General features: G+C 43.6%; 19 protein-coding genes. 9 read left to right on the top strand and 10 right to left on the bottom strand.

Annotation, left to right across the window (positions count from 1 at the left end; translation table 11 throughout):
• Nucleotides 1–37 precede the first annotated feature (37 nt).
• Nucleotides 38–982: a methylenetetrahydrofolate reductase gene (locus H6G17_RS16330; protein ID WP_192158899.1), complete on the top strand. Its 945-nt coding sequence runs from the start codon at nt 38–40 to the stop codon at nt 980–982.
• Nucleotides 983–1,125: 143 nt separating this feature from the next.
• Here the strand turns inward: H6G17_RS16330 and H6G17_RS16325 are convergent, their stop codons facing one another.
• Nucleotides 1,126–2,496: a proton extrusion protein PcxA gene (locus H6G17_RS16325; RefSeq protein WP_192158896.1), complete on the bottom strand. Its 1,371-nt coding sequence runs from the start codon at nt 2,494–2,496 to the stop codon at nt 1,126–1,128.
• Between the two features lie 166 nt (nt 2,497–2,662).
• On the opposite strand from H6G17_RS16325, the gene H6G17_RS16320 reads away from it, so the two are divergent.
• Complete coding sequence (locus H6G17_RS16320; protein ID WP_192158894.1) at nt 2,663–4,951, top strand: recombinase family protein; 2,289 nt, start codon at nt 2,663–2,665, stop codon at nt 4,949–4,951.
• Nucleotides 4,952–5,147: 196 nt separating this feature from the next.
• Here H6G17_RS16320 and H6G17_RS16315 read toward each other — a convergent pair whose 3' ends face one another.
• The 5 genes from H6G17_RS16315 to H6G17_RS16295 form a co-directional block, all read right to left on the bottom strand.
• On the bottom strand, nt 5,148–5,999 hold the full coding sequence (locus tag H6G17_RS16315; RefSeq protein WP_192158892.1) for a protein-glutamate O-methyltransferase CheR: 852 nt from the start codon (nt 5,997–5,999) through the stop codon (nt 5,148–5,150).
• Nucleotides 6,000–6,025: 26 nt separating this feature from the next.
• Nucleotides 6,026–7,120: a chemotaxis response regulator protein-glutamate methylesterase gene (locus H6G17_RS16310; RefSeq protein ID WP_192158890.1), complete on the bottom strand. Its 1,095-nt coding sequence runs from the start codon at nt 7,118–7,120 to the stop codon at nt 6,026–6,028.
• A 31-nt stretch (nt 7,121–7,151) separates the two neighbouring features.
• A complete protein-coding gene (locus tag H6G17_RS16305; RefSeq protein WP_192158888.1) occupies nt 7,152–8,501 on the bottom strand; it encodes a methyl-accepting chemotaxis protein in 1,350 nt (449 codons plus the stop codon).
• Nucleotides 8,502–8,663: 162 nt separating this feature from the next.
• Nucleotides 8,664–9,119: a chemotaxis protein CheW gene (locus H6G17_RS16300; RefSeq protein ID WP_192158886.1), complete on the bottom strand. Its 456-nt coding sequence runs from the start codon at nt 9,117–9,119 to the stop codon at nt 8,664–8,666.
• Nucleotides 9,120–9,244: 125 nt separating this feature from the next.
• Nucleotides 9,245–11,557 (bottom strand): chemotaxis protein CheA, encoded by a 2,313-nt coding sequence (locus tag H6G17_RS16295; RefSeq protein WP_192158884.1) that lies wholly within the window; start codon nt 11,555–11,557, stop codon nt 9,245–9,247.
• Between the two features lie 164 nt (nt 11,558–11,721).
• Between H6G17_RS16295 and H6G17_RS16290 the strand changes: the two genes are divergently transcribed.
• From H6G17_RS16290 to H6G17_RS16280, 3 genes are read left to right on the top strand one after another with little or no spacing between them, the layout of a single operon-like run.
• Nucleotides 11,722–12,081, top strand: coding sequence for a response regulator (locus tag H6G17_RS16290; RefSeq protein WP_192158882.1), 360 nt, complete (start codon nt 11,722–11,724; stop codon nt 12,079–12,081).
• Nucleotides 12,041–12,694 carry a chemotaxis protein CheC gene (locus H6G17_RS16285; RefSeq protein ID WP_199316757.1) on the top strand — a complete coding sequence of 218 codons (654 nt, stop codon included), beginning with the start codon at nt 12,041–12,043 and terminating at the stop codon, nt 12,692–12,694. Before H6G17_RS16290 ends, H6G17_RS16285 begins: the two co-directional genes overlap by 41 nt.
• A gap of 58 nt (nt 12,695–12,752) precedes the next feature.
• Nucleotides 12,753–14,048 (top strand): PAS domain-containing sensor histidine kinase, encoded by a 1,296-nt coding sequence (locus H6G17_RS16280; RefSeq protein WP_192158880.1) that lies wholly within the window; start codon nt 12,753–12,755, stop codon nt 14,046–14,048.
• Nucleotides 14,049–14,068: 20 nt separating this feature from the next.
• On the opposite strand, the gene H6G17_RS16275 is transcribed toward H6G17_RS16280, so the two are convergent.
• Both H6G17_RS16275 and H6G17_RS16270 read right to left on the bottom strand, forming a co-directional pair.
• Complete coding sequence (locus tag H6G17_RS16275) at nt 14,069–14,845, bottom strand: YdcF family protein (RefSeq protein WP_192158878.1); 777 nt, start codon at nt 14,843–14,845, stop codon at nt 14,069–14,071.
• A 570-nt stretch (nt 14,846–15,415) separates the two neighbouring features.
• Nucleotides 15,416–16,258 (bottom strand): prephenate/arogenate dehydrogenase, encoded by an 843-nt coding sequence (locus H6G17_RS16270; protein ID WP_192158876.1) that lies wholly within the window; start codon nt 16,256–16,258, stop codon nt 15,416–15,418.
• A 115-nt stretch (nt 16,259–16,373) separates the two neighbouring features.
• Here H6G17_RS16270 and H6G17_RS16265 point away from each other — a divergent pair, with 115 nt between their 5' ends.
• Nucleotides 16,374–16,976, top strand: coding sequence for a DUF1517 domain-containing protein (locus H6G17_RS16265; RefSeq protein ID WP_192158874.1), 603 nt, complete (start codon nt 16,374–16,376; stop codon nt 16,974–16,976).
• Between the two features lie 50 nt (nt 16,977–17,026).
• Here the strand turns inward: H6G17_RS16265 and H6G17_RS16260 are convergent, their stop codons facing one another.
• Together H6G17_RS16260 and H6G17_RS16255 are read right to left on the bottom strand one after the other, a co-directional pair.
• Complete coding sequence (locus H6G17_RS16260) at nt 17,027–17,875, bottom strand: DUF1361 domain-containing protein (protein WP_192158872.1); 849 nt, start codon at nt 17,873–17,875, stop codon at nt 17,027–17,029.
• Between the two features lie 233 nt (nt 17,876–18,108).
• Complete coding sequence (locus H6G17_RS16255) at nt 18,109–18,264, bottom strand: hypothetical protein (protein ID WP_181245476.1); 156 nt, start codon at nt 18,262–18,264, stop codon at nt 18,109–18,111.
• A gap of 129 nt (nt 18,265–18,393) precedes the next feature.
• Here H6G17_RS16255 and H6G17_RS16250 point away from each other — a divergent pair, with 129 nt between their 5' ends.
• From H6G17_RS16250 to H6G17_RS16240, 3 genes are all read left to right on the top strand, one after another.
• A complete protein-coding gene (locus tag H6G17_RS16250; RefSeq protein ID WP_192158870.1) occupies nt 18,394–19,188 on the top strand; it encodes an SAM-dependent chlorinase/fluorinase in 795 nt (264 codons plus the stop codon).
• Between the two features lie 3 nt (nt 19,189–19,191).
• Entirely contained in the window at nt 19,192–19,851 is a 660-nt protein-coding gene (locus H6G17_RS16245) for a DUF2301 domain-containing membrane protein (protein WP_192158868.1), read from the top strand.
• A 198-nt stretch (nt 19,852–20,049) separates the two neighbouring features.
• Nucleotides 20,050–20,739, top strand: a complete 690-nt coding sequence (locus tag H6G17_RS16240) for an ElyC/SanA/YdcF family protein (protein ID WP_192158867.1) — start codon at nt 20,050–20,052, stop codon at nt 20,737–20,739.
• The last annotated feature ends 193 nt before the right edge of the window (nt 20,740–20,932 follow it).

The following is a 20,932-nucleotide window of genomic DNA, read 5'->3' as shown; positions in this document are numbered from 1 at the left end:
GCTATAACCTATACCTAATAACTAAAACTGAAATCTGATGCATAATACAACCCGTTTAAATTCATTTCGCAAAGCCGTTAAAGCCAGAGAATTTTTAGTTACGGCTGAAGTTGCCCCTCCCAAGGGTGGCGATCCCAGCCACATGCTACAAATGGCGCAGGCGCTTAAAGGACGGGTACACGCAGTCAATATCACCGATGGTAGTCGTGCCGTAGTACGGATGTCTTCTTTTGCCTCATCCGTTATTCTCTCACAGCAGGGGATCGAACCGATTTGTCAAGTCGCCTGTCGCGATCGCAACCGCATTGGCTTAGAAGCTGACTTGCTAGGCGCACATGCCCTTGGCATTCACAATATCTTGGCTTTAACTGGCGATCCTGTCAAAGCAGGCGATCGCACTGATGCTAAAAGTGTCTTCGATCTGGAATCGGTACGGCTGTTACAACTAATCGGCAAAATGAATCAAGGTTTAGACTGCGATGATAAGCCTTTGACAGATGGGGCGACAGATTTGTTTGTTGGTGCGGCTGTCGATCCGCAGTGCAAAAGTTGGTCGGGATTGCAAAGTCGCTTTGAACGCAAACTAGCAGCAGGGGCGCAGTTTTTCCAAAGTCAGTTGATTACTGATTTCGATCGCCTAGAAAAGTTTATGACGCAGATTGCCTCTGGTTGTAACAAGCCAGTTTTAGCAGGTATCTTCTTATTAAAATCAGCTAAAAACGCTCAATTTATCAATCGCTGCGTTCCTGGCGTAAACATTCCCGAACATATTATCGATCGCCTTGCTCAAGCCAAAGAGCCTTTAGCAGAAGGGATAAAAATTGCTGCCGAACAAGTGCAAATTGCTCGTCAACTTTGCGACGGCGTACATATGATGGCAGTGAAACGAGAAGATTTGATCCCCCAAATTCTCGACTTAGCAGGAATTCCTCCGGTGGTTAGTTATAGTTTGCCATCCCAGGCAGTCAGTTCGCTCAGATGAAATAACGCTATACAAATCAGCCTGCCGTGGAGGCAGGCTATTTTAGATGTATTTCCATCATTTAAAATTACCTACATTTTTTTGACTTTTCAGTGCATTATCTAATACACCATACAAATTTTTGCCTTTTGATTTTTGCCCTACTATTCGTTCATATTGCGGTAAGTCGCTACAGCAGAAGGAGAAATTCTGTTGAGATAGCGGAAAATCCAGTACTTAAAAATCGTGTCGAGAATCACGGGAAATGTCGCGATAAATAAGAAGATAAAATCGTGATTTTCTGGTAATCCTAAGTGTCTGGACACGCTAGATAAAATCACTTCCCAACCATGAGGAGAGTGGAATCCAACAAATACATCCGTGAATAAAATAATAATAAATGCTTTGGCACTATCGCTTAAACCGTAAACAATTTGATCGAAAAACTCTTTCAAAACAGCGAGTTCTCGCTTACTCATGAGTAGCAACCAGATAAAAGCACCAACAGAAAGTAAGTCAGCAAAAACATTTTTAATTGCATTAGAACTTTCGGCACGGAATTCCTCAGCAATTTCTGCTACTCTCTCTTGCAACCTTTTTTCAATTTCACCTGGAGAGATTTCTTCACCTCCATTTAGAAAACTTTGAAATTTCAATCTTTCCTCAGACTTCCGCATTTCTTCTAATGCTTTCTCTTCCATCTCATAGTTGAGGAACATCGTAGCCTGTTCGGGATTGCGGAAGCGATCGACAAGCGGTCCAATAACTAGATTTTTTGAAATTTGAAAAGTTAGGAAAGGAACTATAACAAGTAACAATACTAATCTAACTGAAATGAGAGTTCTTCTTTGCGAAGTACGAAAATTTTTGACAACTTCTTCTTCAGCGCTCGGATCTAATTCTACTTTCAGTCGGTTCAAGGTACTTAAGATCGAGCGAGGTAATACACCTGTCTCTTCAGTTTTACTACTAGGTTTCTTATTTTTCTCTGAACTTTCAATAGAATTGGAGCGAAGTCTTTCTGGAGTACTTTGAAGATCTCGATTATTGAAAACTGCATCCGGTTGCATAATTTGAGGCTTAATCGCAGGAAGATTTTCTTTTTGCTCTTCCTGATATCTCGATGCGATCTCATCAATAAATCTAAGTTTTTCTAAAATCAATGATGGATTGTTTCTCTGTTGTATGGCAAAAGAATCCCTGTTGGAATTTATCCCATCTTGCCTAGATAATTTAGTAATAGTTTGATTGGGATCTCCAAAAATAGTACGACTGGCATTAAACTCAACGAGTCTCATGCGAATCGTTTTCAGATGTTTTTTCAGATCTGACTCAAACATCGCCATCGTATTGCGTCCGAAACTGGCAAATTCTGGTGAGATTTTCCGACCACCAAAATGCTCATCTTCGATCGTCTTAATTAGAAGTGCAGCTTTGTAAGCTTCATCGAGCGATCGCTCTGGCGTATCAAAATACCACTGTTGGGCAGAGCGTAAGAAAGCATAAATTTTTTGCGTCCAACTATAATTTCTCATCGCCAGCCTTGAGTCAAGTTTATAGTGGTTAGTGGCTAGTGGCTAGTGGTTGGATTCTGATGTCTAGTCATCAGCAATCGCTCGCTAGTCACTGATGACTGATAACTGGTCACTGGTCACTGATTAACATACCGGGTATATTAACAAATCTCCGAGGATAGAGTTAGTGCGAATTATTTCGGTTTGGATGGTTGGTTCTACTCGCAGCGGCAAAACGACTCGTTTAGTCGAACAGTTTTGTACGTGGTTGCAAGCAGGCGATCGCCAACAGTCCCCCGGGAGACGACAGCGCTTATATCCTCATCAAGGAGAACCAGCAGTTTTAGTCTTAGCCGCAAATGACGATAATCGGCGGGAATTACGAGATAAATTAGCAGCAGCAACAGATGGTAAATATCCGATTCGCGCTAAAACCTTATTAGGTTTTTTTCAAGATGAAGTCACTTTATTTTGGCCCCTGCTGCTCCAGATTTTGGGACTAAAAGCTCAGTTTCCCGTGCGTTTGCGCCCAGAAACCGAACAGGAATTAGCCACGCGCCTGTGGCGACAGCAGCTAGATGAAATTCCCCGTCCAGCAGGGATCGGCGAGTCTCGTTGGGTGCGTCGCCTGCTGGATATCTTGCAGTTAGCAGCAAATAGCGGCACTGCGATTGAAGATGTAGGGTCTATTCTCGCAGCACTGGAACAGGGACAAGGGGAGAAGAAGGCTGAGGAAGCTGAGGAGCAATTCAAAATTCAAAATTCAAAATTCAAAAGGAATTCCGAATTCCGAATTCCGAATTCCGAATTCCGTACCGACTCCCTAATCTTACAGTGGCGTAATTGGTGTTGGGAGAGGGGGTTTTTGACTTATGGAATCACGACAGAACTCTACAGCAAGTATCTTTTAGGCGATCCCTACTATCAGCAGCATTTACTACGACGCTATCGCTACATTCTGGCGGATGATGTCGATGATTATCCAGCTATAGCCCGCGATTTGTTTGAGTTTCTCCTCGACCGAGGGGCGGTTGGTGCGTTTACTTATAATCCCGATGGAGCCGTGCGTTTGGGACTAGGAGCCGATCCCGAATACTTGCAAGGCTTAGCAAAGCGCTGTCAGATAGAATTTATCCAACCTTCCTCGATCGCGCTGGCTGACGATTTGGCAACGCCAGTAGTAGAGTTAGTCACGGAACCACTGGCACTGTTTTCGCTACCAGAATCAGTGCAAGCAATCCAAACCATATCGCGGGGCGACTTACTGCGACAAACTGCCGATTTCATCATTCAAGCGATTAAATCGGGACAGATTCAGCCGCAGGAAATTGCTTTAATTGCTCCTGGTTTAGATGCGATCGCCCGTTATACCCTAGTAGAAATTCTGACTAAACACGGGATCTTTGTCGAATCCCTGAACGACCAACGCCCATTGACAAGTTCTCCAATTATCCGAGCCTTACTCACCCTCCTCTCCCTCGTCTACCCAGGTTTAGGACGTTTAGTCGATCGAGATATGGTAGCGGAAATGTTAGTAGTATTAAGTACGAGGCGAGAGGCAGGAAAGCAAGGAATAGGGAGCAGGGAGAAGAGAGCTGAGGGAGCTGAGGGAGCAAGACAAGTCACTCCTTACTCCTCACAAGTCACAATTGATTCCGAATTCCGACTTCCGAATTCCGAATTCCAAATCGATCCTGTCCGTGCTGGCTTGATTGCCGATTACTGCTTCCAACCGCATCCAGAACACCCAAATTTACTCCCAGCAACGACCTACGATCGCTGGGATCGCTTGGGCTATACGGCAAGTTTAGCTTATGCTCAGATCGTGCAGTGGATTGAAGATCAGCGATCGCAGCAAGAACAACGGCTTCTCCCCAGTCCCATTGTTCTACTCGACCGCGCTATTCAGAAATTTCTCTGGCAAGGCAGTAACCTTCCTTACGACCAGTTAGCAGCATTACGAGAATTACTAGAGACCGCTCAACACTATTGGGAAATCGATGCGCGGCTGCGGCAGTCTGAAGGGATCGATACTCCTGCTCACATTACGATCGCTCAATTCATTCAACTGCTACGACGAGGTACAATTACAGCAAATTCTTATCCCGTGCGTCCGATTGGTGCTGCTAGTCGTGCTGTCACCTTAGCAACTATCTTCCAGTATCGTTCCAGTCGGCGATTTCATCGCTGGCAATTCTGGTTAGATGCTGGTTCTCCTTTATGGTCGCGTGGTGGTGCGGCAACTTTGTACGGTGCGCCGTTATTTTTACAAGATCGATTCGGTCGCCCTTGGACGGCGGAAGACGATTTAAGCGCTGACACAGAAAGACTGCAGCGAATTTTACGCGATTTATTAGGGCGTGTGGGAGAAAGAGTTTATCTATGTCACAGTGATTTAGCCGCCAACGGACAGGAACAGAACGGTACTTTGTTATCTTTAGTCAACTCGGCAATTCCAGTTATAGACAATGGTTGATGGTTGTTGGTTGACTGATAACTGACCTCTGTACGGGCGGGTTTCGCTCGAAGATTTACTATTTGAATTGTTAATTTCTTGGCTAAACCCGCCCCTACGATAACTGACCTCTGTACGGGCGGGTTTCGCTCGAAGATTTACTATTTGAATTGTTAATTTCTTGGCTAAACCCGCCCCTACGATAACTGATAACTGTTCACCGCAAACGATAACATATGCCTCCTTCCTGCTGTATTCGTTCAAACGAGTCATCTAGATAAATTGTGGTTTCACTACCACCGAGAAATAAGTAGCCGTCCGGTCTTAATTGCTGTCTAACTTTTTTGAGAGTAGATTTCTTTGTATCAGTATCAAAGTAAATCAACACATTTCGCAGGAAGATAATATCCATTGCTGGCATTGATAACCACGGATGGATGAGATTAATTTGACGAAACTCAACCATCTGGCGGATCTGGTCTTTAATCTGCCAGTTCTGCTGCTGTTGCTGAAACTGAAAGTATTTCTCTCGTAGATCGGCGGGCAATCCGCGCTGAATTTCCCACTGCTTGTAGCGACCTTGACGGGCGCGGACAAGGATCTGGCTAGAGAAGTCGCTAGCAATTATCTGCAAATCCCAAGTTGTTAGTAGAGGAAAATGTTCGCGGATCAGTATTGCAAGGCTATAAGGTTCTTGACCGCTAGAGCAAGCTCCACACCAAATCTTGAGCGATCGCTCTTCTGCCCGTCGCGAAATTAATTCTGGTAGGGTGAAATTTTTGAGTACCTCAAATGGATAACAATCGCGGAAAAATGATGTTTCAGTAACGCTCAGTGCCTCGATCGCTCGGACATGCAGATTGCCAAATGGGTGCGATCGTAAATGTTCTACTAAACTGTTTAAAGAATCAAATCCCGCTGTTTCTGCTATTGGTTTTAAGTGTAGCTCTGCTAAATAGTCTTTACTGGCATCCAGCACGATCGCCGAATGTTGATAAACTAGTTGACAAAGATACTGAAAATTAATTTTACTAATGTCTGTTGTCTGTTTGTTACAGACTTTGAACATTGCGCTCTAAAAATATTGACTATGTTTTAGGTATTATTACACACTTGGCGGATCGTTTCATCTGCCATTTGGTCGATCGGCAGCACTCGGTTAGCAAGTCCGGCATTAGCTACAAACCCCGGCATTCCCCAAACTACGCTACTCGCTTCATCTTGCACGAAAACTCGCCCCCCAGCCTCGCGTAGCTGCTGGCAACCCCGCAATCCGTCTTGACCCATACCTGTTAAGACAATTGCGATCGCGCTTGCACCAAAGACTTCTGCGACTGAGCTAAATAAGACATCGACGGAGGGACGGCAGGAGTTTTCTGGTGGCGCTTGGTGGGTGACTAGGCGCACAACCTTGCCATCCCGTTGCACGGCGAGATGAAAATTTCCTGGGGCAATCCAAACCTGTCCAGGCTCCAGCACTCTCCCTGAAACAGCTTCAGCTACTTTTAAGCGGGACTTGGCAGCAAGCCGTTCTGCTAACAGTTGAGTAAACATTGGTGGCATATGCTGCACGATCGCAATTGGTACGGGAAAATCTGCTGGCAACTGCGATAGCAACACGGCTAGAGCGTTTGGTCCTCCGGTAGAAACGCCGACGGCGACGATTTTGGGAGTCGGGAGTCGGGAGTCGGTACGGGCGGGTTTGGAAACCCGCCCGTACGGGAGTCGGGAGTCGGTAGGGGCGCACATCTGTGCGCCCTTACTAGTTTGACTTTTGAGTTGCTTTGTCCCAAACAGTTTTATTTTCGGCACTAAGTCGTCAAAAACATGTTGGCGGATAGCTTCAATGTCGCCTATGTGACTCGGCTTGGTAGCATAATCTGATGCACCTAGAGATAGAGCATCCAAAGTTGCGATCGCCCCTGCACGGGTGAAAGTGCTAAACATAATGACAGCTATATGGGGATAAGTCTGCCGAAGCGCTGCTAATGTTGCTAAGCCATCCATGTCTGGCATTTCCACATCCAAAATCACCACATTAGGATTGAGTTGAGCAATTTTTGCTAGTGCAATGCGACCATTCGCCGCTACTCCCACCACTTCCAATTCTGGATCTTCAGCTAGCAGCTTACTCAGGCGGCTGCGCACAACCACTGCATCGTCAACTACGAGAACTCGGATTTTTGGCATTAGTCATTTGACAATTTAGTCAATGAAATGATTAGTAAATGAACTGATTTACGACTTTTTGCAGTTGGGCAGCCATACGAGCTAGTTCGGCAGCTGCTTGGTATGTATTGCTAGCACCTGCGGTTGTAACTTGAGCGTTACGGGCGACGATGCCAATATTTTTGGCAATATCAGTAGTCCCTTTGGCGGCTTCGGCAACACTGCGGGAGATTTCATTTGTCGTTGCAGTTTGCTCCTCTACAGCACTGGCGATCGTATTTTGGATATCGTTAATCTGATTGATAATATCAGTAATTTGAACGATCGCCTCGATCGCACTCTTGGTATCGGTTTGAATTGCTTCAATTCGTTGACTGATATCTTCTGTAGCACTGGCGGTTTGTTTGGCTAATGCCTTCACCTCGCTTGCTACTACAGCAAAACCTTTACCTGCCTCTCCTGCTCTTGCTGCCTCAATTGTGGCATTCAGCGCTAACAAATTTGTCTGCTGGGCAATAGATGTAATCACCTTGATGACTTTGCCAATTTCACCGCTACTTTGCCCTAATTTGGTAATTGTATCGTTGGTGCGATCGGCAGTTTTAACGGCTGTATTAGCTACCTGCGCTCCTACGGCTGCGTTTTTAGCAATCTCGCGAATGCTGGCGTTCATTTCTTCTACCGCTGTAGCGACGCTGGTAGCATTTGTACTCACTTGTTCGGCGGATGCGGAAGCAGATGTTGCTTGTTCGGCAGTTTGATTCGCGTTTTCTGCCATTTCGGTGCTTACTGCTGTCGTTTCTTCCGCCGCAGAAGCAACTGTAATTGATATATCGCCAATCTGCTTCATGGAAGCTCTGAGATTAGCAATCATTTGATTAACGCTCTCCGTTACGTCCTGAAACTCCCCTGCGTTTTGCACCTCAATTTGGCTAGAGAGATTTCCTTGAGATATTGCTGATGTCACCTCGGCAATACTTCTAATCTGCTCTGTGAGATTTCCAGACATGACATTTGTATTGTCGATCAGTTCTTTCCAAGTCCCAGCAGCACCCTCAACGGTAGCACGAGCATCTAGTTTGCCTTCGGTTCCCAGTTCTCGCGCTACCCGCGTCACTTCGCCCGCAAAAAGATTGATTTGAGCTACCATTTGATTAAACTCTTGGGCAACCTCACCTAACCCATTTTCTTCAGACAAACGCACGGTTAGATCGCCATTTTTGACCGCTTGCATAGCTTTCAATAGCGGTTTTAGTTGGGCTTGATTATTATTTCTTTGTCTCGTACTCGTTCTAGCTTTACTAACCGTTTGAGCTGCTTTTCTATTTGGCAATCTTTCAGAATTTTCTGAAGATTCCCAGCTTTCTGTAGCCGATTGACTAGATTTATTGACATCAGCCATTAGTAGAACTTCTCCCTTGCTAATTTAAATTTTGAGTATGCGATGCATTCTCTGCACCTACCATACAAGAATCCGCTCTGCGTCTTTGCGCGGACACTTTACTCAACGGGGGATACCCCCGCACGTAAGTGTCCTTGGCTTTGCGCGACCAAAATCGTTCATCTAAACTTTTAAAACTTTCTCAATATCTAAAATCATTAAAAAACCTTGTGATAATGAATATGCACCTCGTAATAATTTCCGCATTTGACCCGCTAGCGTAGCGGGTGAAGATTCAAATCGATCTGATGTAAACTCCAACATATCGCCTATGTCTTCTACTAACAAACCTGCAATCTCATCCTGAGTCTGAACTATAATGTTATGAGCCAAAAATTCTTCATCTAATTCTGGATCGGAGGTAGAAGACAGCAAGCTCTGACCCATTCCTAGCCTACATTGCAAATCGATTATCGTCACAATTTTTCCCCGCAGATTGATTAAACCGCAAATATCAACAGGCGCAAGGGGTACGGGAGTTATCTCAGGAACCCGAATGACTTCTTCTACCTGTTTGATGTCGATCCCAAAATGAATTTCGTTAATAAAAAAAGTACAGTATTGCTGAACTTCAGTCATGTTTATATAACTCTATTTAATTTGTAAAATATTTATTATTGCTCATTTGTCATTTGTCATTTGTGATTATTCTCCTCTGCCCCTCTGCTCCCTACTCCCTGCTCCTTGATAACTATTAACAGTTATCAGTTAACTGATTGAAGTAAATACGGATAAGCAATTTGAACTATTGTATGCAGGTCGAGAATTTCGGTAACTTGACCCTGAATAGCTGCCAAATACAGGATACCGGATCGAGTCGCATGGCCCGCGATCGCCAATGGTTCCTCAACAATATCGAGAATGCGTTCTATTACCAAACCAAGGCTGCGCTCTCGATCTAGCTCCACAATAATGACTTGCAGTTTATCATCTTGCCCATTTATAACCTCCCTTGCCCAGGACAGTTGAGGAGATATTGCCCCCCTTGTCAAGGGGGGTTGGGGGGATCTACTTTCAGGAAAATCAAAATTCCCGAATATTTGATGCAAGTAAATCAAAGGCAAAATTGTATTTCGGTATTGCACCACTGGTCGATCTGCCACAATTTCCACCGCGTTCGGATCGAATTCTTCTAAACGGAAAACCTGAGACATCAGCAGTCCCATGCGTGCGCCCGATCCGCCATGAAAAAGCAAGATCGATTGGCGATCGCCCGTGCGTTCTTCTACTGCTGTAGCTGTAGCGATCGCGAGTTGCTGCTGTAATTGCGAAGTAACTCCAGCATAATTTGCTAAACCAACGGCATCGATAATTAATGCTATTTTGCCATCACCGAGAATTGTCGCTCCAGCAAAAGCTGAGACATCTCGTAATTGTTTTCCTAAAGGTTTGACGACAATATCTTGGATGTCTTGAATTTCATCAACAACTAAACCAAAGTAGTAATTGTCCACATTGATGACAACTATATTAATAATCTCTACATCGGCTCTTAATGCTTGTAGTTGTAATGTTTGATTTAGATAAACCAAAGGCAATAATTTGCCACGCAACCTATATACAGGAATATTGTAGAATGTTTCAACCTCAAGCAAAGATGCCTCTACTTCCAGTTGTACCAATTCTTGAATGCTTGCTTGAGGAATGGCAAAACGATGGTTCCCACTATCAGCGATCAAGGCAGGAATAATTGCCAGCGTTAAGGGAATTTTCAGCTTAAATTTTGTTCCTTGTCCTACCTGGCTATCAACCTCAACCTTGCCATCGATCGCGTCCAGATTGGTTTTCACCACATCCATCCCTACACCCCGTCCAGATAGATTGGTGACTTGTGCTGCTGTCGAAAAACCCGATCCAAAAATTAAATTCAGCGCTTCCGCTTCGCCGATCTTTTCTGCTTCAACTGCACTGAGAATTCCGAGTTTTTGCGCTTGCTGTTTGAGCTGTTGCGGATCGATCCCGTTACCATCATCGCTGATTTCAATCTTAACAGTGCTACCTTCATGCCATGCATGGAGAGCAAGCTTCCCCTGAATCGGCTTCCCGCGACTGCTGCGAATTTCAGGCGTTTCAATTCCATGAGCGATACAATTGCGGACAATGTGGGTTAAAGGGTCTTTAATTGCTTCAAGAATAGTGCGGTCTAGTTCCGTATCCGCACCATTCATTTCTACTTGCACCTGCTTTCCAGAGGCGATCGCCAAATCGCGTACCACACGAGGAAATTTCTGCCAAATCGTGGCGATCGGTTGCATCCGTGTTTTCAGCACCTCTTCCTGTAGCTGAGCCGTCACTTGATTCAATCGTTGGCAAGTCGCAGTCAAATCTGAGTCTGCCAAAGTCTCGGCAAATCGTACCATTTGGTTGCGAGCCAAAACCAACTCACCCACTAAATTCATCACGCGATCGAGCAGTTCCACATTCACCCGAATTGTAGAATCTGATGGATTGGTAGTTGGTAGTTGGTAAGAAAGTGGTGCGTGGTGAGTGGTGCGTGGTGTGTGATAAGAGATCGTTTCTTCACCAGTTCCCCCAGCTCCCTCAGCTCTCTTCTCCCCCCTGCTCCCAGCTCGTCCCTGCTCCCTGCTCATCCCTGCTCCCTGCTCTTTGCTCCCTGCTCCCTGCTCTTTGCTCCTAGCTTCCTCCAACGCTGCAATTAGTGCGACATAATCGCCATCTCCCTCATTGCCTGTCGCTTCAACTTGGGCTAGAATTTGTCGAATTGCATCGACAGTTTGAAGTAAAATACTGACAATCTGGGAATTGAGGGTAAAATGCTGTTCCTGCAATTTGCCTAGTAAATTTTCTCCTGCATGGGCGACTGATTCTAGTTTGGGCAACGGTAAAAAACCGCAGTTACCTTTAATTGTATGAAGGGCGCGATAAATCCGAGTTAAATGTTCGGAATTTGCAGAATTATCTTCTAAATCGAGAATAACTTGCTCGATCTGATTCAGATTTTCGTAACTTTCAACTAAAAATGCTTTGATATCGTCATCGATTTCGAGTGACTCCATGACTGATAGGAATTAAATACATCGTATATTTGATAGCCCATACTACACTGACTGTAGGTAGATGTAAATTTGTCTTTTGCTATTTGTCGTCGGTGAGTGATGCGTGAAATACTTTCTGTCTATCTTTTCGATAAGATGATAGTGAATAGCTTAGAAAATCGGCAATGGTATCTGTTTTGATAGTTGATGATGCTGCATTCAGCCGCCGGATGATTCGCAAATTTTTGCAAGCTGATGGCTATGAGATTTGGGAGGCGACGAACGGCAAAGAAGCATTAAGTATCGTTCGCGATCGCGCTCCAGATTGTTTAGTAACAGACATTCTCATGCCTGACATGAATGGTTTTGAATTGCTTCAGACTTTAAAAGAGCAGGGATTAACTATTCCCACAATAGTTATTTCGGCAGATATTCAAGAAAGTTCCCGTCAGCGAGGATATAACTTAGGAGCAGCTGCTTTTATCAATAAGCCACCAAAAGAAGATGAGCTACGCCAAACCGTCAGACAAGTTTTTAGCTTCTAGAGGTATATCTCTTGTGCAGCAATTGACAGAAGACCAAATTGATGCATTAAAAGAATTGATTAATATTGGCGTGGGTCGAGCTGCTAGTCTTTTAAATGAAATGGTTGGTTTCCCTATCCACCTGGAGATTCCCTTCATTCAGGTATTTGCTATAGAAGATTTGCAGCAAGAATTAATTGCTAGATTTAATCAGAACTATTTAGCTACTGTAAGGTTGGGATTTACTGGCTCCATTAATGGCAGCGCAGAGCTAGTATTTCCTACTGAGAGTGCATCGACACTCGTATCTGTTCTTACAGGAGAAGATCTAGGCTCTCCCGATCTTGACGCAGTAAAAATTGGCACTTTAACTGAAGTGGGTAACATTGTCATTAACGGCGTAATCGGTTCGTTGGGCAATCTGTTGAAGCAGCGAATGAATTACTTAATTCCTACATACACGGAAGATACTGTAGAAAATTTATTTGCTGCTGTTGAACCAGATGACTCCACAATTGTATTGGCGCAAGCAAGTTTTACAATTGAACAGCTTCAAGTGATTGGCGATCTTATTTTTATATTTGAATTGCAAACGTTCGACCAACTCATTGCAGCGATCGAAGAAATGTCATAGTTATTAGAGATGCAAGTTTAGCGCTAAAATTTTTGGCGATCGCTATTTATTTTTGAGTATGGAGCAACTGAAACAAGCCCAGCAAAAGTTTAGTATTCTAGACCAAGTACCTTTAGGGGCTTGTATTTTGCGTTCGGATCTAACGATCTTGTTCTGGAATAGCTGCTTAGAAGAATGGACTAAGCTATCTAGAGCTGAAATGTTAGGGACTTGTATCGGCGATCGCTACCCCCACTTTCATCAAACTCAGTATGCCAACCGCTTGCAGCAAATATTTCAAGGCGGACCCCCCACAATCTTTTCTTCTCAGTTACACAAACACGTAATTCCTGCCTCCCTACCCCAAGGGCAAATGCGCATTCAGCATACAACTGTCACCTCGTTACCTGCTTTAGAGGGGGATGAGTTTTACGCCCTATTATCAATTCAAGATGTGACAGATCTCACATTTAGAGTCCAAGAATATCGCCAGATGCGCGATCGAGCATTGGTAGCGCAGGAAACAGCAGAGAAAGCAAACCGTGTTAAAGACGAGTTTTTGGCGATCGTCTCCCACGAGCTTCGTTCCCCTCTCAACCCAATTTTAGGTTGGTCGCGACTGCTGCGAACAAATCAGTTAAATCCTGCAACAATCGATCGCGCTCTCGATACGATCGAACGCAATGCTAAGCTACAAGCACAATTAATCGAAGATCTATTAGATGTCTCCGGCATTCTGAGGGGAAAGCTGAAACTAAATTGGGAAATAGTCGATCTGGCAAATACAATTACATCTGCCTTAGATACCGTAGTTCTGGCAGCAGAAGCAAAATCAATTCAGATTGGACTCAGTTTGAATCCTGGTGTAGGATTGGTGCGGGGTGATAGCAGCCGCCTTCAGCAAGTCGTTTGGAATTTACTTTCTAACGCAGTTAAATTTACCCCATCTGGCGGACAGATAGAGATCTCGCTCGCACGAGTAGGGAGCAGGGAGCAGGGAGTAGGGAGCAGGGAGCAGAGGAGCAGGGGAGCGGAGGAGCAGGGGAGAATCACAACCAATTACCCATTACCCATTACCCATTACCAACTACCAACTACCAACTACCAATTACCAACTACCAATTACGCCCAAATCCAAGTGAGCGATACAGGTAAAGGCATTAGCGCAGATTTTCTCCCCTACATATTTGAATATTTTCGACAGGCAGATAGTAGCATGACTCGCGCCTACGGCGGTTTGGGACTTGGTTTAGCGATCGCTCGTCAATTGGTCGAATTACATGGCGGAACAATTTGGGCAGAAAGCTACGGTGAGGGTATGGGAGCAACATTAACGGTAGAGTTACCTATTTATGAAGGGAGCAGTGACCAGTGATAACTGATAACTGATAACTGTCAACCATTTGCTGCTTGCTGTTGAGCTATGTATGGGTTTTGCTCCATTTCTGCATTCTGAGGTTGCCAGTACCCTTTGATGCCATAGTTAAATAAACCCATGTATTCGTAAAAAATCATCATTGCTCTTCTTGTGGGTGGCAAGTTTGCAGGCAAAGGAGTAGGACGGGGAAAAACAGTAAATCCCAGACTGCGAAAGGTTAATAGCGATCGCATCATATGTGGCGAGTCCGTGATCAAAACGATTCGCTTCACTCCCATCGGTTGCAACATCGTCGCTGTAAATAGTGCGTTCTCTTCTGTTGTCTGAGAACAACTTTCGGCTTTCAATACTGACTTGGGGACTCCTTCCATTTTGAGCATCTTCACAATATCTGCCCCATCCCCTGCACCACTGGCAAAAATTAAGGGAGCGCGTTTGCTTTTCCATAGGTCAGCCGCAACCTCTACTCTAGACTTTCTCATGTACGCACCGCGACCTAAAATCACGATCGCATCTGCTTTCCTACCTGGATCGTCAGGTAAAAAGGCAATTAATCCCTTACTAGCGATCGCGACTGTAGCCGGAAAACTAGCAAGAAAGTAAGCTACTAACGATAAACTTCCCATCACCAACATGTAACGCTTCCAACGCCATTTGGGAAAAAACTTGATTAGCAGAATGAAAGCTGTTAGCGGTATGACAACCAGTACGGGAGTCATCAGCCAGTGGGAAAGCGTGGACTTCAAGACAAGCCACTGGCTCAGAGGACGAGCGCATAAAGCAGGGTCTAGCATTGAAGTTACTCTCAGCAGTACAAATACTCACTATATCATTAAGCTATGTAAACATACTAGGTAGATTTATAACTTTTCGCTACGAGTTGTAAATCTTAAATCTACTGTTATTTATCTGTAATTTTCAGTGTTGCAATATACATAAATTACTAAATGTTAAGAATACAGAAGATGAGAGACAAAGCATTCCCAAATTTAAGACCTCCTACCCTCTTTTTATGTTCCTGCATTTTTGAAAATACATGTATCGATTTATATTTATTTGGTTATATAAGCATTTTTAGGAATACAATATAATCGCAACCTGCAATCTACCATCGAGCTTTTAGCAATCGACTGAAACTATTTGCGATCGCTGCCGAATTTGTTTTATTGCTTATCCCGCTTAGTATTTTCTATAGCTTCCGAGCGGATGTAAGTTGTCTTTAATGAGTAGAAATTAGAAATAAATCTAGAGATAAATTTGATTTCACTCTAGATTGAGAGATTGTAGAATTGGCAGTTCAATTGATGAATCTGCCAAAATTGACTGAATGCTCACCTAATAACTTGAAACTAAAAAGTATGACCTTACTCTCGGAGAAACTTTGGTCTAGCTATCTGAGTTGAATTTAATTGTTTTTCTAAAGCTTGCCAATCTTCTCGTACAATTAATTGCGCCATTTCATCTAATCGATCGCGGTATTGTTGTAGCGATCGCAACAACTCTGGGCGATTGTACCGCGCCATCATCACTCCTAATTCAGGATTCCCACCTCCAACGCGACTTGTATCGCGAAATCCAGAACTAGCAAGCTGTTGTGCTAATTCCAGCACTTCTGGGTTAGGTTCGCTGGCACAAGCAGCAATCAAACTGGCACTAACCATGACTGGTAAATGAGAAATCCAACTGACGGCGCGGTCGTGATCGGCTGGGTGACAGTGATATATAGTAGCTTGGAGCGATCGCGCTAATTGCTCGACAACCTTCACGGCTGTTGGTGGCGTAGTATCAATTGCAGCGATCGCATAAGGCTTGCCGATAAACAGTCCTGTTTGGGCAACTTCAATCCCACTCTCGGCTTTACCAGCCATGGGGTGTCCGCCGACAAAATTGTGCCACAAGGGGGCGATCGCATCTACAATTGGGGCTTTTACCGAACCGACATCGGTTAAAACTGTGGCTGGATCTATATGGGGAATCAGTTGTTCTACGGTAGGGCGAATCGCTGCCAAAGGAGTGCAGATAAAAATAACTTCTGCGGTTTTGAGACTGGTAAGATCGGCGCTAGCCCGATCGACAGCACCACAAGCGATCGCCTGGGCGCAAGTAGATTCGCGCCGACTGACACCGAAAACTTTGTGTCCTTGCGATCGCCAGTCTAAGCCCAACGAGCCACCAATTAACCCCAGTCCGATAATACCGATATTCATGACTTGACAATTTTGCTTCCGATCTTACCGTCAATTCCCTTAAATCTAGCGATCGAGGGGGAGAAAGATTTGTGAGAGCGCGATAAATTGAGTAAGAGGATATGGAGGGAAGATCATGAGTTCATGGCGCGATCGGATGAATCGGATGTCAGGGCGGACTCGGTTTGTTGGCTGTCGGATATTTCTCCATCTTGCAGGGCAAGAAGTAGCACCGCTATTAGGAATTCTCAACCGTCAGGCTAGGGAAGCCATAGACACTGACGGCGAGATTGAAGTCGTAGGCGAAGGTTTGGTAGAAATTTGTCAAAGCTTGCTGCAATACGACGAGTATTGGCTTTCCGGTGCAAACGAAGGCGATGTGTTTTGGGATGAAGGTGCAGCCAGCGACTATTTCAATGAATTATTTACTGATTCTGCCCAACGCTATTTAAGCGAACCAGATTTAAGTTCACCCGCTACTACAGATGAATCTTTTTCCTTGCCCGTTACTCGTAACTTAGTCGTCATGCTAAGCGTGGTTTATGACGGAGAAGTGCCGGAATTAGAAACTAATCTGGCAGATATAAATGCGATGAAGGCTGGATTAAAAGCCCTGATTAATCTTCACTATCAAAAAAGACTGTGGGCAATTCAAGTCCAGTTTTCCCCCGCTCAATTTGGCGAAGAACTAACAAACGATCAACTATTACTACATTTCCCCGAATTGGTTCCTTTATAAAAGGAATAGAGTGTAAAAGCAATAGAGACGTAAAATTTTGCGTCTCTACTTTACAACAAATCGATTTTACCTTCTTCCCGGGCAGAAATAGCTTCTAGATGATTTTTTTCCATAATTCTAAGCGTAACCTGCTTCATCAACCAGTACAAACCAGTAATAACTGCGAAGGTAACAATCATAATGACAACCGGACGTTTGCCGAATAAATCTTCAACTACAGCAGTAAGGAGAATATCGGGTTGGGTGATGAAATCCCAACTATTAAACCGTAAAAATCTACCTAAATAGACTCCTATTGCACACAAAGCGTGAGCGATCAGCTCTGTGCCCAAAACCCACGTACTTTTACCAATTCTTTGTAAATAAGAACCCAGGTTAATTAAAGATAGTACGTATGCCTCAAATCCAGCTCCCATAAATAATACGTATACTGGGATAAGAACCAAAGTAATTAGCCAGACTGAGTGAATATCTCTAATATCTCGATATAAATGAATGATATCAGTTAAAACATACGGTGCGTTCGGCAAAAAAGCATAAAATACTAAAAATAAAATTGACCAATTAAAGGTTTGCCAACGTTCTCTACCGGATAAGATGAATAATAGATACAAAGGAATACAAACTAAGGGTACGACCCATATTAGCTCAGATGTAACGATACTCGTACTGAAACGTAATATATTAGTTAAAACATGACGCGCACTCGGTAAGAAAGTCAACAAATCTATAAATAATAGCCAAAATAGCCAACGCCGCTTTTGGCTTCCTCTGAGAAATAGCCACGCACTCAAAGTTAAAGGGACAAAAGCTAGAAACAAATTCCAGCTCATCCAACGATTATTTTTAGTTAGTACGTGCCATACGTCTGTCATCACGGCTGATAGATCCGCTTGCATAGGCATATCCTTAGTTAAGTTGGTGTTTGAGTAGGAACTTTAACCAACCAGTATAGCTATTCCCAATTGATGCTTAGTTTTCTGAGCGCGATCGCGTGGATAGTCAAACAAAGGATATGAAAACAAAAAGGATGCACTTGAAATGCATCCTGCGAATGTCAGTATTTTATCTGTTATTTGTAATTTATCAAGTCAGTGGCATCAAACCTTGTGACAAAAACTTAGTTGTAACTTCAGTTGAAGTATCTCATTTCTGCTTCTAGCTGGCGGATGAGATTCTCATCTCCGTTAGCTCTGGCAACATCTAAACGATGTTGTAGACTTTTTTGAATATTCTGACGGTGAGCTTCGGCAGCTTGTTTTACAGCTTGTTGTTTATTTCTGCTCATAGGAAACATTATTTTTACTTATCTCGTTTATGTAGAATTATCCTAACATAGAGAGTTTTTAGTAACAATAGCTACAGAAATAAATTTAAACTTTTTTAAGACATTTTTTAGTAAATCCCCGAACTACAGATGAATTCAAACCGAATTTTGACTTTAACCAGTGATTTTGGCTTCAGTGACGTGTACGTAGGAGTCATGAAAGGTGCGATCGCCCAAGTTAACCCTAACCTGACAGTTATCGATATTACCCACGAGATCCCGCCCCAAAATCTCGCTGCGGCTAGATTTTGCTTGTTGGATGCCTATGGCTATTTTCCTGATGGAACCGTGCATGTGGCTGTAGTCGATCCTGGGGTAGGTAGCAATAGACGCGCGATCGCCATAGAATTCAGGCATGGATTCTTAGTAGGACCAGACAACGGAATTTTTAGCGGCATATTGAGTCAAAGCCACGCGATCGCCATTGTAGAACTGACTGACTCTCAATACTGGCGCACTACCCAACTCTCAAAGACTTTTCACGGACGAGATATTTTTGCCCCAGTAGGGGCGCATCTTGCGAGTGGAGTTCCTTTAAGAGAATTGGGGAGAACGATCGATCTTGCTACGCTACTACAGTTAGACTTACCCCAGTTAATCTATACTCCTACAGAAATAATTGGTTGCATCCAATATGTCGATCGCTTTGGCAATTTAGTCACCAATATTCCTGGTAGGGACGTGGAAGATCGAACTTGGACAGTACAATTAGGCAAACGAATCGTCCCAGGGTGTCAAACCTACAGCAACGTCTCTCCTGAAGAGGCACTCGCCTTAGTTGGTAGTCACGGCTGGGTAGAAATTGCTATTAATTGCGGCAATGCCCAGTTACAATTGCAGCAGCATTGGGGAGATAGAGTAGAAGTGGTTATTAGTGAGAGGTAAGTTATGACTCAACAAATAGTATCCGAAACATATCAAGGTCAGTTTGGTGAGTTTACAATCGACAAAAGCGATCGCCTCGGTGTGATTATCTATCGGACTGGCTTAGCGATCGCTGCCCTCAGCTTTGCGATTGGTAGTACTCTAGTTCTGTCAAACCCTCAGCCCAGTGTTTTTCCAGCACTTACACCCCTATTTTTCTGTTTTTGCGGTGCATTGGGTGTTAGCTTGCTCGCTATTCATATATATCTGGCAGTACTGCATCGCGTCCTACAACTATTTTGGGCGATCGGGACGATCGCCGCAGTCGCGATTGCATTGAGTAATAGCACGCCGCTAGTTGTCACAGTTTACGAACATCCAGTGACTTTATTGGGTGTTGGCTTTATTTTTGCCGCGCTCACAGGAATTTACTTCAAAGAGGCATTTTGTTTTAATCGGTTTGAAACCAAATTTCTCACACCTCTAGTACCAATTCTATTGTTAGGACATTTAAGCGGAATCTTACCGCTCCACTGGGAACAAATCATGCTTGGTACGTGGGCTGTACTATTCGTTATCTTTGCCATTCGTAAAGCAGTACAACCAATTCCACCTGATATTGGTGATAAATCTGTGTTTGCTTATTTAAAGGCACAAAAGACAGCAACAGTAGATAACCAGTAGAAGTGACTCTACACTAGCAAAATCACAATATCAACGTAAAAATCGTTAACTTTCTTATAGTTCGCGCAGGCGAACTTTGTTTGTGTAGGTGCGAATGCTATTCGCTCAAAACTGCTAAGTTTGAAGAGTTTACGACTGAAATCGAATTTTGGATTAAAGTAGATTCTACACCCTAAGCTATGCAAAACTACATTTTTAATGGCTGCTAAAAAGCGATCGCAATTCAAACTACTAAATATCACTCTCATTCGACAACAAGAAATATGGTTGCCTACGGTATGGGGATGGTTATTTTTAATTTTATTAATTCTTACCTTATTAACCGTCAGTATTAGCAACTTACCATCATTTCTAGCTGTCAATCAACCAATTAACGCTGAAGTTTTAGTTATTGAAGGCTGGCTACCAGATTATGCGGTTAAAGAGGCACTAGCTAGATTTAAACGCGGTTCCTATCGCCAGATCGTGACTACAGGTATTCCAATTGAAAGAGGATGCTACTTAGCTGAATATAAAAATTATGCCGAGCTAGCGGCAGCAACCTTAAAAACGTTAGGATTAGAGTCAGAAAAAATCGTTCCCGTCCCGACACCAGAAGTACGTAAAGACCGAACTTATGCTTCTGCTATTGCTTTTAAACAATGGTTGGCAAAGACAAATACACCAGTAAAATCGATCGATTTACTGACGCTCGATTTACATGCTAGACGAAGCTGGCTGCTGTATCGTCAAGCATTAGCTTCAACAAATACTAAAGTCGGCATTATTGCGATGCCACCTATCGATTACGATCCGAAATACTGGTGGCGCTACAGTGCAGGCGTGCGGAAAACGATTAATGAGTTAGTTGCATATATTTACGCACGTTTTATTAACTGGAATACTTAAACCAAGTACAAACAGCAATCGCCTTTGCAGCCTACAGAAGTTATTTGTGGCGATCGCCATCGGTTTTCAGTACACGATATAGTTCAAATTTTTACTTCTTCTTTAAAAAGAGTACGTATATTCTCGTAGAATTCAAATTTTACGTAAAGAGATAGCGCCGATCGGTGTAAAGATAGTTACATTATAAATATAT

The organism is Chroococcidiopsis sp. [FACHB-1243], from assembly GCF_014696895.1.
Classification (GTDB): Bacteria; Cyanobacteriota; Cyanobacteriia; order Cyanobacteriales; family Chroococcidiopsidaceae; genus Chroococcidiopsis.
Note: the sequence above shows the minus strand (reverse complement) of the source record. Positions and strands in the feature narration are given on the sequence as shown.

What these genes read in the sequence shown, in the direction of transcription:
- H6G17_RS16330 (WP_192158899.1), top strand. Translation starts at nt 38, where the DNA reads ATGCATAATACAACCCGTTTAAATTCATTTCGCAAAGCCGTTAAAGCC.
- H6G17_RS16325 (WP_192158896.1), bottom strand. Translation starts at nt 2,496, where the DNA reads ATGAGAAATTATAGTTGGACGCAAAAAATTTATGCTTTCTTACGCTCT.
- H6G17_RS16315 (WP_192158892.1), bottom strand. Translation starts at nt 5,999, where the DNA reads ATGTTCAAAGTCTGTAACAAACAGACAACAGACATTAGTAAAATTAAT.
- H6G17_RS16310 (WP_192158890.1), bottom strand. Translation starts at nt 7,120, where the DNA reads ATGCCAAAAATCCGAGTTCTCGTAGTTGACGATGCAGTGGTTGTGCGC.
- H6G17_RS16305 (WP_192158888.1), bottom strand. Translation starts at nt 8,501, where the DNA reads ATGGCTGATGTCAATAAATCTAGTCAATCGGCTACAGAAAGCTGGGAA.
- H6G17_RS16300 (WP_192158886.1), bottom strand. Translation starts at nt 9,119, where the DNA reads ATGACTGAAGTTCAGCAATACTGTACTTTTTTTATTAACGAAATTCAT.
- H6G17_RS16295 (WP_192158884.1), bottom strand. Translation starts at nt 11,557, where the DNA reads ATGGAGTCACTCGAAATCGATGACGATATCAAAGCATTTTTAGTTGAA.
- H6G17_RS16290 (WP_192158882.1), top strand. Translation starts at nt 11,722, where the DNA reads ATGGTATCTGTTTTGATAGTTGATGATGCTGCATTCAGCCGCCGGATG.
- H6G17_RS16285 (WP_199316757.1), top strand. Translation starts at nt 12,041, where the DNA reads ATGAGCTACGCCAAACCGTCAGACAAGTTTTTAGCTTCTAGAGGTATA.
- H6G17_RS16280 (WP_192158880.1), top strand. Translation starts at nt 12,753, where the DNA reads ATGGAGCAACTGAAACAAGCCCAGCAAAAGTTTAGTATTCTAGACCAA.
- H6G17_RS16275 (WP_192158878.1), bottom strand. Translation starts at nt 14,845, where the DNA reads ATGCTAGACCCTGCTTTATGCGCTCGTCCTCTGAGCCAGTGGCTTGTC.
- H6G17_RS16270 (WP_192158876.1), bottom strand. Translation starts at nt 16,258, where the DNA reads ATGAATATCGGTATTATCGGACTGGGGTTAATTGGTGGCTCGTTGGGC.
- H6G17_RS16265 (WP_192158874.1), top strand. Translation starts at nt 16,374, where the DNA reads ATGAGTTCATGGCGCGATCGGATGAATCGGATGTCAGGGCGGACTCGG.
- H6G17_RS16260 (WP_192158872.1), bottom strand. Translation starts at nt 17,875, where the DNA reads ATGCAAGCGGATCTATCAGCCGTGATGACAGACGTATGGCACGTACTA.
- H6G17_RS16255 (WP_181245476.1), bottom strand. Translation starts at nt 18,264, where the DNA reads ATGAGCAGAAATAAACAACAAGCTGTAAAACAAGCTGCCGAAGCTCAC.
- H6G17_RS16250 (WP_192158870.1), top strand. Translation starts at nt 18,394, where the DNA reads ATGAATTCAAACCGAATTTTGACTTTAACCAGTGATTTTGGCTTCAGT.
- H6G17_RS16245 (WP_192158868.1), top strand. Translation starts at nt 19,192, where the DNA reads ATGACTCAACAAATAGTATCCGAAACATATCAAGGTCAGTTTGGTGAG.
- H6G17_RS16240 (WP_192158867.1), top strand. Translation starts at nt 20,050, where the DNA reads ATGGCTGCTAAAAAGCGATCGCAATTCAAACTACTAAATATCACTCTC.